Below are 14812 nucleotides of genomic sequence, written 5' to 3' on the forward strand. Positions count from 1 at the left end.
CAGTCTGTGAAACACCCATTCGTTCTCACCTTCCCGTTACGCGTGTGACTTAAGGGTTGTGACCCAAGGGGCAAATACACAGTATTGGGCGTGTTCCCCCGTACCATTCAAGGAGCCGACATGCCCACGGAACGCATCACTTTTGCCGGACATGACGGCAGCCAATTGGCGGCGCGACTGGATTTGCCGGACGGACCGGTGCTGGCAACGGCCCTGTTCGCCCACTGCTTTACCTGCTCCAAGGATATCCCGGCCGCCCGGCGCATTTCTGCCCGACTGGCAGCCATGGGCATTGCGGTGCTGCGGTTCGATTTCACCGGACTGGGCCATTCCGAAGGCGAGTTTGCCAATACGACCTTCACTTCGAATGTCGAGGATCTGATTTCAGCCGCGCAATATCTGGCTGGTCGAAAAATGGCACCTGCCCTGCTGATCGGCCACTCGCTTGGGGGCGCGGCGGTGTTGCGGGCGCGGGCAGGTATTCCCACTGTAAAAGCCGTCGTGACTTTGGGTGCACCGGCGGACCCCGCCCATGTGTCGCATCACTTTGAGGCGGCGCTGCCTCAGATCGAAGAGGATGGCAGTGCCGAGGTCTCTCTGGGTGGTCGCCCCTTCCGCATAGGTAAAGCTTTTGTGGACGACATTGCCAAATCGGCCCTGTCATCTGCAATCGCCGACCTTAAAGCTGCCCTTTTGATCCTTCATGCCCCACGCGACGAAACGGTCAGCATCGACAATGCGAGCGCGATCTTTCTGGCCGCGAAACACCCCAAAAGCTTTGTAACTCTCGACGATGCCGATCATCTGATCACGCGCGCCTCTGACGCCGAATATGCAGCGGATGTTATTGCCGCTTGGGTTTCACGCTATGTGAAACTGTGCCCACCCGCTCCGCCACCGGGTGCGCCAGAGGGCGTTGTGCGCATAACCGAAGCAGATCCGGGCGGGTTCATGCAGGATATTCAGGCGGGTCCAAACCACCATCTGGTCGCGGATGAGCCCGCATCTTATGGCGGTACGGACAAGGGCATGTCGCCTTATGGCTTTGTCTCGGCCGGTCTGGGGGCCTGCACATCAATGACAATACGCATGTACGCCCGGCGCAAAGGCTGGCCCCTGACAAATGTCAGCGTCGATGTGTGTCATGACAAGGTTCACGCACAGGATGCCGGATTGGTGAATGATGGCAAGGTGGACCAGTTTCGCCGGAAAATCCGCCTGAGCGGCCCGCTGGATCAGGAGCAAAGGCAACGTTTGCTTGAGATTGCGGACAAGTGCCCGGTTCACCGGACGCTTGAAGGCTCGGCCCACATTACGACCGAGCTTCTTTCATAAGAAAGGCCGCCTGACAGGCGGCCTTTTGTTCCTTAGCGCCGCGAGCCCGGTCGATGAATGGGCGGGCGGGCAACCGGCGGACGCGCCACAGGTGGGCGCGGGCGCGCGGGAGGCTTGGCAACAGGTGGTTTCGGACGCTCGGGGCGCACTGGTCGATCAGGCCGGTTGGGGCGATCTATGTCAATGTCCACATCCACGTCATGGTAGTAGTCGTTCCACAGCATCGAGTCGTAAAACGGGTCATACCCGTACCCGACCCCAACTGTCACACCGTCACAGGCCGACAGCGTCAAAGTCGCGATCCCCAACCCCAACGCAAGGGACATCCTTTTGATCAGTCTAATGCTCATCGCCCCCTCCCTTACTGAAGCGCCCGGAACGAGGCGAATACGGCGTTCAGATCATCAGCAAAACTCGGGTCTGCTCCGTCCCGCAGAATGGCAACTGCTATGGCAACCCGGCCTTGCGGAAGGTCAATGACGGTGGCGGTAAAGCTTACCCCCTTGCCGTCCCGGTGCCCGGTGCCCCGAAACACGCGTGCTGGCAACCCGCCAATACGGGTATCGCTGGTGCTGGTCATCGTCGGGTCTTTGACCAGAAACCTGTCGATATCCTGCAGGTACCGGACACCGCCCTGAATTGTTCCAACCCCCGCAGGTGATACGAAACCCATCCACACCGCGTCGTCTGTCACCGGCCGGAACCCTATAACCCGTGCGACCGCACGGGCGTCGCCCAGTTCGGTATCCTCAATCTCGCGCGGGCCGCCGGTGCGAAGAATCCAGAAGTCGGGCACTTCGAACCGAAAAAGCGCTTGGCCTGCTTCGGTGTAGGTCACGGGGGTGTCAGCCAGTGCTGGTGCAGCTGTGTCGACGTAAAATGCACCACAGAGGGCAAGTATCGAACATAAAAATGAACGCATATCTCAATAACCTGATTAGTTCCTTCCGATCAGATTGAACTGTCAAAGCGCTGTTTGTCCAGCATCGCTTGGCAGCAAGGGCAAGACGGGTATCCACCCCAACTGGCAGCATGATCCGGTGAGAACTAGTGCAGGTACAAAACCTGTCTTTCTGCAGCACCCTGCCCGTCACTGCCGTGCCATATCCTTTGCTGGACAGTTTTCCGAACCCGTCAGCTGCTGAAAAGCCCGAACAAACGATAAGAATCAGGGCAAACCGTCTCATATTCGCTCTCGCATCTTGTTCCCTACCCCGCACGCGGCTAAACCCCGCGCCAACGCCTCATCCAATCTGCAAAAAAGGTGCCGTCGCCTATGATTCCCCGTTATTCCCGCCCCGAAATGGTTGCCATCTGGTCGCCCGAGACCAAGTTCCGCATCTGGTACGAGATCGAGGCGCACGCGTGCGACGCCATGGCGGATCTGGGCGTGATCCCGCGTGAAAATGCCGAAGCCGTCTGGAAAGCCAAGGATGTGGAATTCGATGTCGCCCGCATCGACGAGATCGAGGCCGTCACCAAGCATGACGTTATCGCATTCCTGACCCATCTTGCAGAGCATGTTGGCAGTGAAGAGGCGCGTTTCGTGCATCAGGGCATGACCAGCTCGGACGTGCTGGACACCTGTTTCAACGTACAGCTGACCCGCGCCGCCGACATCCTGATTGGCGACCTTGAAGGGCTTCTGGCCGCGCTCAAACGCCGCGCAATGGAACATAAGAACACGGTTCGTATCGGACGCAGCCACGGCATCCACGCCGAACCGACAACCATGGGTCTGACCTTTGCCCGCTTCTACGCCGAGATGGACCGCAACCTGTCCCGGATGCGTGACGCACGTGCGGAAATCGCCACCGGAGCGATCAGCGGCGCGGTTGGTACCTTTGCCAATATCGACCCGCAAGTCGAGGAACATGTCTGTGACAAGCTGGGACTGGTGCCTGAGCCGATCAGCACGCAGGTCATTCCACGTGACCGCCACGCGGCCTTCTTTGCCACGCTGGGCGTCATCGCCAGCAGCATCGAGAACATCGCCATCGAAATCCGCCACATGCAGCGGACCGAGGTGCTGGAGGGGGCCGAGTTCTTCTCGATGGGCCAGAAAGGCTCTTCGGCGATGCCGCACAAGAAAAACCCGGTGCTGACCGAGAACCTGACCGGTCTGGCGCGCATGGTCCGCGCGGCCGTAATACCGGCGATGGAGAATGTTGCGCTCTGGCACGAACGCGATATCTCGCACTCATCGGTCGAGCGCATGATCGGGCCGGACGCCACAATCACGCTGGATTTTGCCTTGGCCCGCCTGACAGGCGTGATCGACAAGATGCTGATCTTCCCTGAGAACATGATCGAGAATATGAACAAGTTCCCAGGCCTTGTGATGAGCCAGCGCGTTTTGTTGGCCCTGACCCAGGCAGGTGTCAGCCGTGAGGACGCCTATGCCATGGTACAGCGCAACGCGTTGAAGGTTTGGGAACACCGCACCGACTTCAAGGAGGAACTGTTGGCGGATGCTGATGTAACTGCCGCACTCAGCCCTGCGGAGATTGAAGAGAAATTCGACCTCGGGTATCACACCAAGCATGTCGATACGATCTTTGCGCGCGTGTTTGGCGAATAACGGTTATCTTTTCAGTCTGTTAGCCGGGGGTGCTCTGCCATATGCAGAGCACCCCCTTGCTTTTTGCCAGATCAACGGAAATGCGGTATCCTGCATGTGCTTTTTCCATACGAGGGAAACATCATGATCCGAACACTCCTAAGCGCATTGGCACTGGTTCTTGTGGCGTCGGCCGGGCTTGCCTGCGAACAACATTCCAAACAGACCCAATCCTGCGCACCCGGTACAGCGTGGGATTCTGAAACAAAAAGCTGCGCGAAATCTGTCAACAGCTGACAATTTTTGTTCAGTTCGTGAATAAAAGCGACCGTTCCCCTGTTAGCTTTTTTGTAGATCACACTATGATTTCAATAAGAGCCCCGAGAACGGAGTAAAGAAATGCGCCTTTTGTTAGCTTCTGCCCTTGCTTTGCAAGCCTTTGCCTTCGCGCCAGCTGTCCATGCCGCAGGTGGTGACAACAGCAGCCCGCCGAAACCGACGAATACAACCAAGAAATGCCTGTTCGGCCGTGTATATGACGAAACCCGTGGGAAATGCGTCAAACCCGACAAGTCAAGCCTGACAGATGATCAGCTGTATGATGCGGTCCGCGAACTGGCGTATGACGGGCAATACGGGCACGCTCAGGACATTCTGCGCATCATGGATCAGGACGACGATCGTGTCCTGACCTATTGGGGTTTCACCTATCGCAAGATGGGCGAGCTTGAACTGGCAAATGTCTTTTATCAAAACGCGATCAATGCCAACCCAGACAATCTTTTGGCGCGCAGCTACATGGCGCAGGGGTTTGTGTCCGAAGGCCGAACCGATCTGGCGATCGAGCAATGGCGCGAAATAAAGTCCCGTGGCGGCGAAGGCACCTGGGCCGAGGCGTCGCTGCGCGAAGCGATCCGAACGGGCCTGACATACAGCTATTAAGGTTCAGGGTTATTTAACCCGACTCTCTCTAATCTGCCTGTGGTTTGAAAACTTTAGCTCCACAGGCAGATGCAGAACACCAACGCATTAATTCAAACGGTTCAAGGGGCTTCGGCCCCATTTTCCGCAGGAGGTGGCGACAGCCCGCGCCTTGTTCCCCGATCTTTGACCAGCCGTCAAAAGGCGGCTGTTGTCGTGCGCCTGTTGTTGAACGACGGTGCCGATCTTCCGCTGGAGGAGCTTCCCGATGACCTGCAAGAGAAACTGACACATCAATTGGGGGAAATGGGCCTTGTAGACCGGGCGACTCTGGGTGCTGTGGCGCAGGAATTCAGCGAAGCCCTGGACAATGTCGGTCTGGCCTTTCCACATGGTCTTGCCGGGGCCTTGGATGCCGTCAGTGGAAAAATCACACCCGCGACAGCCGCGCGTTTGCGCAAAGTTGCCGGAGTTCGTCAGATCGGTGATCCCTGGCAAAGGTTGCGCGACATTCCAGCCCAGGACCTTGCGGCCATGGCACAGGCGGAAAGCACTGAAGTGGCCGCTGTGATGCTTTCAAAAATGGATACGGCACAGGCGGCGCAGATGCTGGGCCACATGCCGGGTCCGGTGGCACGGCGGATCACCTACGCAATCTCGAAAACAGCAAATGTCACGCCCGAAGCGGTTGAGCGGATCGGCTGGTCACTGGCTGCTCAACTGGATCAGCGGCCTGTTCAGGCCTTCAATGACGGTCCAGGCGCGCGGGTGGGTGCAATTCTGAACCAGTCTGCGTCCGCCACACGTGACGACCTGCTGAACGCGCTGGATGAGGACGACGCCGATTTTGCCGATCTGGTGCGCCGCTCGATCTTTACCTTCGCCCATATCTCCAGCCGGATTTCGCCCCGTGATGTTCCAGCGATATTGCGGGAAGTCGATCAGCCTGTTCTGGTCGCGGCCCTGGCCGGCGCCGCCGCGGATGATGACAAGGCATCTGTCGAGTTTCTGCTGTCGAATATCTCCTCCCGCATGGCAGAAAACCTGCGCGAGGAAATCGCGGAACGCGGGCGGGTCAAGCAATCTGAGGCCGAAGATGCCATGACCCAGATCGTTGGGGCGGTTCGTGCCTTGTCAGACGCCGGAACAATTGTGATGATTGAAAAGGAAGAGGACGGAAGCGTGGATTGAGGCAGGAACAGGCGCACCTGCCAGATCGCTGGAGCAGCCATTTCGCCTGGGTGCTTGAGGTTACGGGTACCGGGTTGTATGTCTGAGGCAACATTTCGCAACACGCGGTGAGACACCTCCATGCCCGTCGAAAAGTCGGAGCTCAACCGGTTTGAGCTTGGAAAATACTATGTCGCCAATCTGCTCCTGCAGGGAATCATCGGCGCTATGCGCCTGCTTCCTTATGAAAGGCGCATAGCAACCATGGGTGCAATCATGAAAACCCTCGCACCTGTCGTCGGATTTCGCACCCGCGTCCGCCGGAATCTAAAGCTCACCTGCCCTGATTTATCTGACGCCGAGATCACAAAGATCTATCGAGACGTGTCGGATAATGCCGGTCGGGCAATAATGGAGCATTTCTCACCCGAAGGTTTCATCGAACGTCAGGTGAACGCCAAGATATCCGGGCCCGGTATTGCTGCGTTTGACGCCGCGATTGCCGAAGGGCGCCCGGTAATGATGATCACGGCGCATTTCGGTCACTATCTGGCCGCACGCGTCGCCCTGCAGAAACACAGCGGCAAACCGATTGGATGCCTCTACCGGCGGATGGCGAATCCTTATTTCAACGACGCCTATGTCGAAGCTTTTTACAAAACCGGCGCGCCGATGTTCGAACAGGGGCGGCGCGGTATGGTCGAAATGGTTCGGTCACTCAAGAACGGTGGAATTATCGCTATCGTGTCCGACCTGCATGCGTTGGGGGGCGAAGAGCTGACATTCTTCGGCAAACCTGCCGTGACATCCGTGCTGAACGCAGAACTGGCCATCAAATACAAGGCCGTACTGATACCGTGCTATGCCGTGCGCCAGCCAAACGGCATCGACTTTGAAATCATCCTGCATGATCCCGTGCCGCACACTGATCCCAAAACCATGACCCAGTTCACCAATGATGATCTGGAGAAAATGGTTCGGAAGCATATGGGACAGTGGTTCTGGATCCACCGGCGTTGGAAAAGCTGGAACGGGCTCGGCGTTCAACCGGACGACATGCCCTGATCATTTGGCCCAAGTCGCGGCAACAATTGGCCCGTGACCGGCCCTTTGCACAAGCACAACGGCTGGCAACTCTGGTTCCAGCTGCGCCGAGTAAGTCTGCGGCGCTTTCCCGTCCCACCGGCCTGCAATCTGCCATGTCTCAACAACATTGGCATAATCCAATTCCCGCCCGGCTAGTTCACCACGGCGGATCGAGGCATGGCGCAGAGGCGAATACTGAACGATACGCACGTCATAGGTCTCACCTTCGGGCAGTTCCACAGGCGTCACATTCACGGTCACTTCGTCAGCGTCTCGGATTGCTGTCACCGCCGCTTCGGGGGCGGCCTTTAGATGCGCATCAATCAGACGGTCGAGCTCCTGAGCCTGAGCGCCGACAATATCGTGCTGACCATTTATGATCATCTGAGGCGTATAGATCATGGATTTTCCGTTCTCGCGGGCATAAGCCCGTTGCCGGAGCGTGTGATCAGGATCGGCATATTCGTCCTTCCAGCCGATGTAATCCCAATAGTCGACATGCAGCGCCAGCCCGATGACATCGTCGCGTTTCGCCAGCTCATGCATGATCCGGTCCGCAGGTGGGCAAGACGAACACCCTTGCGAGGTGAACAGCTCAACCACCACAGGATCCTCACCGGCCATGGGCTGGGTGGCGAACAGGCAGGATATCAGGGCGGTCAAAGCAGCGGATCTGAACATAAAAACTCTCGGAGTGAGCGGGTATTCTCTGGGATAGCCGTTTTGCCGCTCAACCGCTAATCAACGTTTCTTGAGGGCGGTATCTGCAATTCTCCGCCTAAATGTGTGCAATGGTATACAAAATCGCAAATCCAGTGTCATTGAACCTTGAACCAGCGGCTTGGGTGATGCAGATAACATTCAGCGATGCCCGAAATCCAAGTCATTTGAGAAGGGAGGCCACCCGATGCCCATTAAAGTCGGACAGGATACCGCCAAGACACGCCGCAGTCTGAACGTGAATGGCAAATCCATTTCCTACTATTCGATTCCCGCCGCGCAGCAGGCCGGTTTGGGTGATTTTTCCAACCTTCCTGCCGCGCTGAAAGTCGTGCTGGAAAACATGCTCCGATTTGAAGACAGTGGCTTTTCGGTCTCGGTCGATGACATCAAAGCATTTGCCGAATGGGGTGCCAATGGCGGCAAGAACCCGCGCGAGATTGCGTACCGCCCTGCCCGCGTGCTGATGCAGGACTTCACCGGTGTTCCAGCGGTGGTCGATCTGGCTGCCATGCGCGACGGGATCAAGGGCCTGGGCGGCGACGCACAAAAGATCAACCCGCTGAACCCGGTCGACCTGGTTATCGACCACTCGGTCATGATCGACGAGTTCGGTAATCCGCGTGCGTTCCAGATGAACGTCGACCGCGAATACGAGCGCAACATGGAACGCTATCAGTTCCTGAAATGGGGTCAGAACGCGTTCAACAATTTCCGCGTTGTGCCTCCCGGCACCGGTATTTGTCATCAGGTGAACCTGGAATATCTGGCGCAGACGGTCTGGACTGACACCGATCAGAATGGCGAAGAAGTCGCCTATCCTGACACGCTGGTTGGCACCGACAGCCACACCACCATGGTCAACGGCATGGCCGTTCTGGGTTGGGGCGTCGGCGGGATCGAGGCCGAGGCCGCAATGCTGGGTCAGCCGATCTCGATGCTGATCCCTGAGGTGATCGGCTTCGAGTTGACCGGCTCGATGGTCGAAGGCACCACCGGTACGGACCTTGTTCTGAAGGTTGTCGAAATGTTGCGCGCCAAAGGCGTGGTGGGCAAATTCGTCGAATTCTATGGCGAGGGGCTTGACCGCCTGCCGCTGGCTGACCGTGCAACCATCGCCAATATGGCGCCGGAATACGGCGCGACATGCGGCTTTTTCCCGATCGACGGCGAAACCCTGCGCTACATGCGCAACACTGGCCGCGACGAAGACCGCATCGCGCTGGTCGAAGCCTATGCCAAGGAAAACGGGTTCTGGAGAGGCCCGGATTATGCGCCGATCTACACTGACACGCTATCGCTGGACATGGGCACGATCGTTCCTGCGATTTCAGGCCCAAAACGCCCGCAGGACTACGTCGCGCTGACCGACGCCAAGGCCGCTTTCACCAGGGAAATGAAAGAGACCTTCAAGCGCCCCATGGGTAAGGAAGTCGCTGTCAAGGGCGAAGACTACACCATGGAGTCGGGCAAGGTTGTAATTGCCTCGATCACCTCCTGCACCAACACATCGAACCCTTACGTGATGATCGGTGCTGGCCTTGTGGCCCGCAAAGCCGCAGCGCTGGGTCTGAACCGCAAGCCTTGGGTCAAAACCTCGCTGGCGCCCGGTTCGCAGGTTGTATCGGCCTATCTTGAGGCCGCTGGACTGCAAGAAGACCTGGACAAGGTTGGTTTCAACCTTGTTGGGTACGGCTGCACCACCTGCATCGGAAACTCGGGCCCGATCCAGAAGGAAATCTCGGAAGCCATTGCCGAGGGCGATCTGGTCGCCACGTCGGTTCTGTCCGGCAACCGGAACTTCGAAGGCCGTATCTCACCGGATGTCCGCGCCAACTACTTGGCTTCGCCGCCGTTGGTTGTTGTCTATGCGCTGGCAGGTACCCTCGATATCGATCTGACGTCCGAACCCATCGGTCAGGACAAGGACGGCAACGACATCTTCATGAAGGATATCTGGCCAACGCAAAGCGAAATCGCGGAACTGGTTGAAGCGACCGTAACCCGCGAAGCGTTCCAGTCAAAATATGCGGACGTCTTCAAAGGGGATGAGAAATGGCAAAGCGTCGAGGTACCGCAACAGGAAACCTATGACTGGCCACCAACGTCGACCTACATCCAGAACCCGCCCTATTTTCAGGGCATGGGAGCGGAACCGGGCACGATCTCGAATATTGAAGGCGCCAAAGTTCTGGCCATTCTGGGCGACATGGTGACCACCGACCACATCTCACCTGCGGGATCATTCGCAACCACAACGCCGGCGGGGAAATACCTGACCGAACGTCAGGTTCAGCCACGCGAGTTCAACTCGTATGGCTCGCGACGGGGCAATCACGAAGTCATGATGCGCGGCACCTTCGCCAATATCCGCATCAAGAACGAGATGTTGGATGGAGTTGAAGGCGGATACACCAAAGGTCCGGATGGCGAACAGACGTCGATCTACGATGCCTCGATGGCCTATCAGGCCAATGGCACCCCGCTGGTCGTGTTTGGTGGCGAACAATACGGCGCGGGCTCAAGCCGCGACTGGGCGGCCAAGGGAACCGCACTGCTGGGTGTCAAAGCTGTGATTGCAGAAAGCTTTGAGCGTATCCACCGGTCCAATCTGGTTGGCATGGGCGTGATCCCGTTCGAATTCACCGGTGGAGATACCCGCAAAACTCTGGGTCTGAAGGGGGACGAAACCGTCTCAATTCACGGGCTGGATACGGTCGAGCCGTTGCAGGACGTGCCCTGCACCATCACCTACGCAGATGGGGCTGAGACGACCATCCAGTTGAAATGCCGGATCGATACCGCGCCTGAGATCGAATACATCGAAAACGGCGGTGTGCTTCAATACGTGCTGAGGAATCTGGCGAAGGCCAACTAAGCCTGACCGGTCTGGACAAATGACAAGGGCGCCTGCGGGGCGCCCTTTCCTTTTCTGTATTTCAGTATCCCATTCACGCATTTTTAAGTGGATTCCTTGACCCTGCTACAAAAACCGGAGACGCGTATGCAGGAAGTCGTCATTGTCAAATCCACGCCCCTGCCGGGGAAATTCGCGGCGCTTGCCAAACTGATCGGGGATCTGGTTGCCGAAACCCGAAAATTCCCCGGATGTCGTGCCGCTTATTTTCTGCTCTCGCCCGTAAACAACGAACAAGTCGTTGTTCACATCTGGGAAAACCCCGACGCGTTTGAAGCCTACCTGAACTGGCGTGCCGACAAAGGCGATTTTCTGCGAATCAACGAGTTTCTTGAAGTCGAGCAGGATTTCCAAACCTACCAGCTCGCCTGAACCAGAGGTTGAAAGGCCCTACTCTGCCGCCTTTTCAAGCGCAGGCCGGATCGTGCTTTCGATGACACGTTGCGTAATCGGGCCCGCAAAGCGTAATATGATCGTTCCATCACCGTCGATCACATAGGTTTCGGGAACGCCGTACAGACCCCAGTCAATCGCCATACGGCCCTGTTCGTCGCGGCCGATGGCAGTGTACGGATCGCCAAGATCATCCAGGAAAGCCTCGGCATTGCTCAGCTTGTCTTTGTAGTTGATGCCGTAAACCGGGATACCTTCAGCTGCCAATGCCTCGAGGTTGGGATGCTCGGCACGGCATGGCGCGCACCAACTGGCCCAGTAGTTGACCAGCTTGACCTCTCCGTCGCGCAGCGTTTCGTCGTCGAAAAGGGTCTTTCCCGAAAACTCGGTTAGAACCACGGGCGGCGCTGGTTGCCCTTCGCGGGCCGAGGGTAAGGCGTTGGGATCTTCGCGAAACATGCCGATGCCTGCGAGAACCGCAAATGCGCCAAAAATCAGAGGCGGCGCAATCATAAGGGGCGAGACTTTAGCCATTGCGCGACATCCTCTGTTCGACCTTCTCCATTTCCGCGCGCACCTTGCGCCCGCGCATCACGCTGAACGCAACTAGCGCCACGATAAGAGCGATGGAAACAGCATAAGACGACAAAACAGCGTCTGCATATTTTCCAAGATCGGGGATCATCCGCCTACCCTTTCCCGTGCCTGTAGCGCCTTGATACGACGGGCGCGAATTTCCGTTCCGGTGCGGTACAACACCAAGGCGATGAACAGCAGAACAAATCCGATGATGCAGGCCAGCAGGGGGTAGAAAAAGACGTTGCTGACTTTCTCTTCCGTATCCGCCCCGGTAACGGCCCCGGCCCGCATGACCGATGCGCCCTGATGCAGGCCCTGATTCCAGAAATTCACCGCGTATCGGCTGAGGATTGCAAAGACCGACCCAACCAGGCACAGAACCGAGGTCAGATCGGCTGCGGTATCAGGATCCTCGATAGCTTCCCACAAGGCGACATAGCCAAGGTAGAACAGAAACAGGATCAGAAACGACGTCAGGCGCGGGTCCCAGGCCCACCATGTACCCCACATGGGCTGTCCCCAGATGGCCCCCGTCAGCAGCGCTATCAGGGTCATAACGATCCCGATCGGTGCAGCAGCCCGTGCCGCAAGCGCGCTGACATGATGGCGGCGCACCAGCCAGACCAATGAGGTGGCCAGCATCATCAGCCAGCAATTGATCGCCATCAACGCCGCCGGAACGTGCAGATAGATGATCTTGACCGTCGACCCCTGCTTGTAGTCGTCCGGTGTAAAGAAAAAGCCCCAGATCAGACCGACAACGATGCAGATGGTCGAGACGATCCAGAAAAACGGCAGGACCCGTTCGCTGGTTTCAAGAAACTTGCGCGGGTTGGCATATTCCCAGAGGGCGTTAGCTTTGGCTGCGATTGACATGGGCCCTATCTAGTCCGAGTTGGGGTGGTTCTCAATTGACATCCATCAAACTTGTCGCGGTTCACCGCAGATTGATACGTAGCACGGCAGCGCTGGCAAAGGGCAACAATGCGATGGTTGCCGCCGTGATCCCGGCCAGCATCAGCAGTGGCGTCTGCACCTCCATCCCTGTTGCTCCACGCCGGGCAACTTCGGCCCCGAAAATCAGGGTGGGGACGTAAAGCGGCAACACCAGAAGCGACAGCAATAGCCCGCCACGTTTCAGACCAACGGTGAGCGCAGCACCAAATGTCCCGATGACGCTCATGGCCGGGGTACCGATCAGGAGCGAGATCACCAGCCAGAAAAACCCCGGCATCGGCAGGCTCAGCAAAACACCCAGAAACGGCGCGGCCAGAACCAGCGGCAGACCAGTGGTCAGCCAGTGGGCCAGCGCCTTGACTGTGACAACCGATTCCAGCGGCAGCGGTGCCGTGGCCAGCAGGTCGAGCGAGCCGTCTTCCCAGTCCAGTGCCAGCAGGCGGTCAAGCGACAGAAGGCAGGCCAGCAAGGCCCCCAGCCAGAGCACACCGGGCGCAATCGTGGACAGCAGCGAGGATTGCGGCCCCACCGCAAATGGCACCATCACAGTAACGATCAGGAAAAAGGCCAGACCCAGCCCAAACCCGCCGCCTGCGCGGAAAGCCAGTTTCAGGTCGCGCAGCAACAGGGCGATCACAGGAAACCTCCGTCGAAATCGTCGATGGGTTTGGGTTTGGCCTTGTTAGGACCGACGTCCAGAACCTCGCCATCAAGGCCAAGGTCGATATGGGTCGCGATCAGGGCTGACCCGCCCTGACCCAGATGTGCTTCCACCGCATCGGCAAACATTTGCACCGCGTTTCTGTCCAGCGAGACGGTCGGCTCGTCCAGCATCCAGATCGGCCGCCCTGTGACCAGCATCCGTGCCAACCCCAACCGCCGTTTCTGGCCCGCCGACAGATTGCCGGCGTGACGGTCGGCGAGTTCGTTCAATTCAAAAGCGTCCAGCGCTGGCTGGATGTCATATGTGCCAAAGACCGCTGCCCAGAATGTCAGGTTTTCAGTCACTGACAATGTCGGTTTGAGCCCGTCCGAATGGGACGCGTAAGCGATCTGGTCCTCGGCCCCTTCGATCTTGCCTTCCAGCGGAGGTTGCAAGCCAGCCAACGTGCGCAGAAGCGTCGTTTTGCCGATACCGTTCGGCCCCCGCAGGATCAGAGCCTTGCCCGGCGACAGCTGAAAGCTGAGGCCTTCAAGGACGGGAACACCGCCACGTGTGATCGACAGATCTGTTACAGTCAAAGTCATGAGACCCGCTTAGCGGATTGTCCGCAGGGGCAAAAGGCGAGATTTGCCGCAGGATGCCGGTACACAACCGCTGCCCCATGTCGGAGTGAGGGGCCAGCCCCTCACACTCCCCGGGATATTTTCGGCCAGATGAAGAGGATCCCGTCAGACTGGGATCAGGGCAAGTGCGATGCGGCGGCCTTCAGCGAGCAACACATTGTAGGTGCGACAGGCGGCGGGAGAGTTCATGACTTCAACACCAAGTCCGGCATTTTCCAACTCAACCCGTAGCGATTGGGGGATCTGGGCCATGTCCGCGCCAGTGCCGATGAGCAGGACGTCAATCCTGCCCGCCAGGTCCAAAAGGGGGTGTCGGTCTTCATAGCCGCCCCACTCTGCCGGGCCTGCCGGTCCTGTCAGGACAGCGCCATGGAAGATATCGCCGCCAATTCGAAAAAACCCGGGGCCGTACCCATCTATGGGTTTGGCATCTGTAAAAGTAATCTGCTTCAGACGCATGATGTCCCTTCTTCAATCCAGAAGCGGCAGCCCGGAAATGACGGCAATCAGGATAACCGAATAGGCCGCGAGGCGGTAGATCCGTTCAAGTCTCGGGTCGAACAGTGCTTTGCCGATTAGTGTAGTTGTCAGGTAAGGCACGCACAGCAGCAGGACAATCCACAGGATGGACAAATCTGCAGCACCGCTGATGAGGATGTTGAAAACGATGACAACATCCAGCAATGCCAGAAAAATGATCGTGTTGGCACGAATCTTGCGCACGTCGGTAGAACTGGCCAGATAGAATACGATGACAACCGGGCCGGTCAGCCCGGTCATGCCGCCGACAACACCCGCGCTGCCGCCGATGGCGAGACGTCCGGGTAGTCCCAGTTTCCCCTCCCATCGCCAGCCGGTCACCACGGCCAGCAGGGTCAGACCGGTTA

At 57.9% G+C, this 14812-nt stretch carries 16 protein-coding genes and 1 pseudogene; 7 read left to right on the forward strand and 10 right to left on the reverse strand.

Features of this window, described 5'->3' with window-relative positions; genetic code table 11:
- The first annotated feature begins 120 nt into the window (after window positions 1-120).
- A complete protein-coding gene (locus AC2FND_RS10000) occupies window positions 121-1335 on the forward strand; it encodes a bifunctional alpha/beta hydrolase/OsmC family protein (protein ID WP_480485262.1) in 1215 nt (404 codons plus the stop codon).
- Window positions 1336-1367: 32 nt separating this feature from the next.
- Here the strand turns inward: AC2FND_RS10000 and AC2FND_RS10005 are convergent, their stop codons facing one another.
- Window positions 1368-1685, reverse strand: coding sequence for a hypothetical protein (locus AC2FND_RS10005; protein ID WP_496769470.1), 318 nt, complete (start codon window positions 1683-1685; stop codon window positions 1368-1370).
- Between the two features lie 11 nt (window positions 1686-1696).
- The gene (locus AC2FND_RS10010; RefSeq protein ID WP_496769471.1) at window positions 1697-2257 is read right to left on the reverse strand and encodes a hypothetical protein; all 561 of its coding nucleotides are present in this window, start codon (window positions 2255-2257) and stop codon (window positions 1697-1699) included.
- Window positions 2258-2611: 354 nt separating this feature from the next.
- On the opposite strand from AC2FND_RS10010, the gene purB reads away from it, so the two are divergent.
- The 4 genes from purB to AC2FND_RS10030 all read left to right on the forward strand — a co-directional run bounded on the left by purB (window position 2612) and on the right by AC2FND_RS10030 (window position 7051).
- Complete coding sequence (purB, locus tag AC2FND_RS10015; protein ID WP_496769472.1) at window positions 2612-3916, forward strand: adenylosuccinate lyase; 1305 nt, start codon at window positions 2612-2614, stop codon at window positions 3914-3916.
- A gap of 378 nt (window positions 3917-4294) precedes the next feature.
- Window positions 4295-4837 (forward strand): tetratricopeptide repeat protein, encoded by a 543-nt coding sequence (locus tag AC2FND_RS10020; RefSeq protein WP_496769474.1) that lies wholly within the window; start codon window positions 4295-4297, stop codon window positions 4835-4837.
- Window positions 4838-4906: 69 nt separating this feature from the next.
- Window positions 4907-6007 (forward strand): flagellar motor switch protein FliG, encoded by a 1101-nt coding sequence (locus AC2FND_RS10025; protein WP_496769476.1) that lies wholly within the window; start codon window positions 4907-4909, stop codon window positions 6005-6007.
- A 120-nt stretch (window positions 6008-6127) separates the two neighbouring features.
- On the forward strand, window positions 6128-7051 hold the full coding sequence (locus tag AC2FND_RS10030; RefSeq protein ID WP_209596832.1) for a lysophospholipid acyltransferase family protein: 924 nt from the start codon (window positions 6128-6130) through the stop codon (window positions 7049-7051).
- On the opposite strand, the gene AC2FND_RS10035 is transcribed toward AC2FND_RS10030, so the two are convergent.
- The gene (locus AC2FND_RS10035) at window positions 7052-7753 is read right to left on the reverse strand and encodes a DUF1223 domain-containing protein (protein WP_209596834.1); all 702 of its coding nucleotides are present in this window, start codon (window positions 7751-7753) and stop codon (window positions 7052-7054) included.
- Window positions 7754-7979: 226 nt separating this feature from the next.
- On the opposite strand from AC2FND_RS10035, the gene acnA reads away from it, so the two are divergent.
- Window positions 7980-10670, forward strand: coding sequence for an aconitate hydratase AcnA (gene acnA, locus AC2FND_RS10040; protein WP_496769478.1), 2691 nt, complete (start codon window positions 7980-7982; stop codon window positions 10668-10670).
- Window positions 10671-10796: 126 nt separating this feature from the next.
- Window positions 10797-11081, forward strand: a complete 285-nt coding sequence (locus tag AC2FND_RS10045; protein WP_496769480.1) for a putative quinol monooxygenase — start codon at window positions 10797-10799, stop codon at window positions 11079-11081.
- 18 nt (window positions 11082-11099) lie between these two features.
- Here the strand turns inward: AC2FND_RS10045 and AC2FND_RS10050 are convergent, their stop codons facing one another.
- From AC2FND_RS10050 to AC2FND_RS10080, 7 genes and pseudogenes are all read right to left on the reverse strand, one after another.
- On the reverse strand, window positions 11100-11636 hold the full coding sequence (locus tag AC2FND_RS10050) for a DsbE family thiol:disulfide interchange protein (RefSeq protein ID WP_496769482.1): 537 nt from the start codon (window positions 11634-11636) through the stop codon (window positions 11100-11102).
- Complete coding sequence (gene ccmD, locus AC2FND_RS10055) at window positions 11629-11787, reverse strand: heme exporter protein CcmD (protein ID WP_209503508.1); 159 nt, start codon at window positions 11785-11787, stop codon at window positions 11629-11631. The genes AC2FND_RS10050 and ccmD overlap by 8 nt, the downstream gene beginning before the upstream one ends.
- Complete coding sequence (locus tag AC2FND_RS10060) at window positions 11784-12557, reverse strand: heme ABC transporter permease (protein WP_209503506.1); 774 nt, start codon at window positions 12555-12557, stop codon at window positions 11784-11786. The genes ccmD and AC2FND_RS10060 overlap by 4 nt, the downstream gene beginning before the upstream one ends.
- A 61-nt stretch (window positions 12558-12618) precedes the next feature.
- Complete coding sequence (gene ccmB, locus AC2FND_RS10065) at window positions 12619-13275, reverse strand: heme exporter protein CcmB (protein ID WP_496769483.1); 657 nt, start codon at window positions 13273-13275, stop codon at window positions 12619-12621.
- A complete protein-coding gene (gene ccmA, locus AC2FND_RS10070) occupies window positions 13272-13886 on the reverse strand; it encodes a heme ABC exporter ATP-binding protein CcmA (RefSeq protein WP_496769484.1) in 615 nt (204 codons plus the stop codon). Before ccmA ends, ccmB begins: the two co-directional genes overlap by 4 nt.
- A 144-nt stretch (window positions 13887-14030) precedes the next feature.
- Window positions 14031-14384, reverse strand: coding sequence for an Mth938-like domain-containing protein (locus AC2FND_RS10075; RefSeq protein ID WP_496769486.1), 354 nt, complete (start codon window positions 14382-14384; stop codon window positions 14031-14033).
- Window positions 14385-14396: 12 nt separating this feature from the next.
- Window positions 14397-14812: pseudogene (locus AC2FND_RS10080) on the reverse strand (sulfite exporter TauE/SafE family protein); the annotation flags it as partial.

The organism is Ruegeria sp. BHSB056 (assembly GCF_059613305.1).

What these genes read in the sequence shown, in the direction of transcription:
- AC2FND_RS10025 (WP_496769476.1), top strand. Translation starts at nt 4,907, where the DNA reads ATGCAGAACACCAACGCATTAATTCAAACGGTTCAAGGGGCTTCGGCC.
- AC2FND_RS10060 (WP_209503506.1), bottom strand. Translation starts at nt 12,557, where the DNA reads ATGTCAATCGCAGCCAAAGCTAACGCCCTCTGGGAATATGCCAACCCG.
- purB (WP_496769472.1), top strand. Translation starts at nt 2,612, where the DNA reads ATGATTCCCCGTTATTCCCGCCCCGAAATGGTTGCCATCTGGTCGCCC.
- AC2FND_RS10075 (WP_496769486.1), bottom strand. Translation starts at nt 14,384, where the DNA reads ATGCGTCTGAAGCAGATTACTTTTACAGATGCCAAACCCATAGATGGG.
- AC2FND_RS10020 (WP_496769474.1), top strand. Translation starts at nt 4,295, where the DNA reads ATGCGCCTTTTGTTAGCTTCTGCCCTTGCTTTGCAAGCCTTTGCCTTC.
- ccmA (WP_496769484.1), bottom strand. Translation starts at nt 13,886, where the DNA reads ATGACTTTGACTGTAACAGATCTGTCGATCACACGTGGCGGTGTTCCC.
- AC2FND_RS10035 (WP_209596834.1), bottom strand. Translation starts at nt 7,753, where the DNA reads ATGTTCAGATCCGCTGCTTTGACCGCCCTGATATCCTGCCTGTTCGCC.
- AC2FND_RS10050 (WP_496769482.1), bottom strand. Translation starts at nt 11,636, where the DNA reads ATGGCTAAAGTCTCGCCCCTTATGATTGCGCCGCCTCTGATTTTTGGC.
- AC2FND_RS10030 (WP_209596832.1), top strand. Translation starts at nt 6,128, where the DNA reads ATGCCCGTCGAAAAGTCGGAGCTCAACCGGTTTGAGCTTGGAAAATAC.
- AC2FND_RS10000 (WP_480485262.1), top strand. Translation starts at nt 121, where the DNA reads ATGCCCACGGAACGCATCACTTTTGCCGGACATGACGGCAGCCAATTG.
- AC2FND_RS10010 (WP_496769471.1), bottom strand. Translation starts at nt 2,257, where the DNA reads ATGCGTTCATTTTTATGTTCGATACTTGCCCTCTGTGGTGCATTTTAC.
- acnA (WP_496769478.1), top strand. Translation starts at nt 7,980, where the DNA reads ATGCCCATTAAAGTCGGACAGGATACCGCCAAGACACGCCGCAGTCTG.
- AC2FND_RS10045 (WP_496769480.1), top strand. Translation starts at nt 10,797, where the DNA reads ATGCAGGAAGTCGTCATTGTCAAATCCACGCCCCTGCCGGGGAAATTC.
- ccmD (WP_209503508.1), bottom strand. Translation starts at nt 11,787, where the DNA reads ATGATCCCCGATCTTGGAAAATATGCAGACGCTGTTTTGTCGTCTTAT.
- AC2FND_RS10005 (WP_496769470.1), bottom strand. Translation starts at nt 1,685, where the DNA reads ATGAGCATTAGACTGATCAAAAGGATGTCCCTTGCGTTGGGGTTGGGG.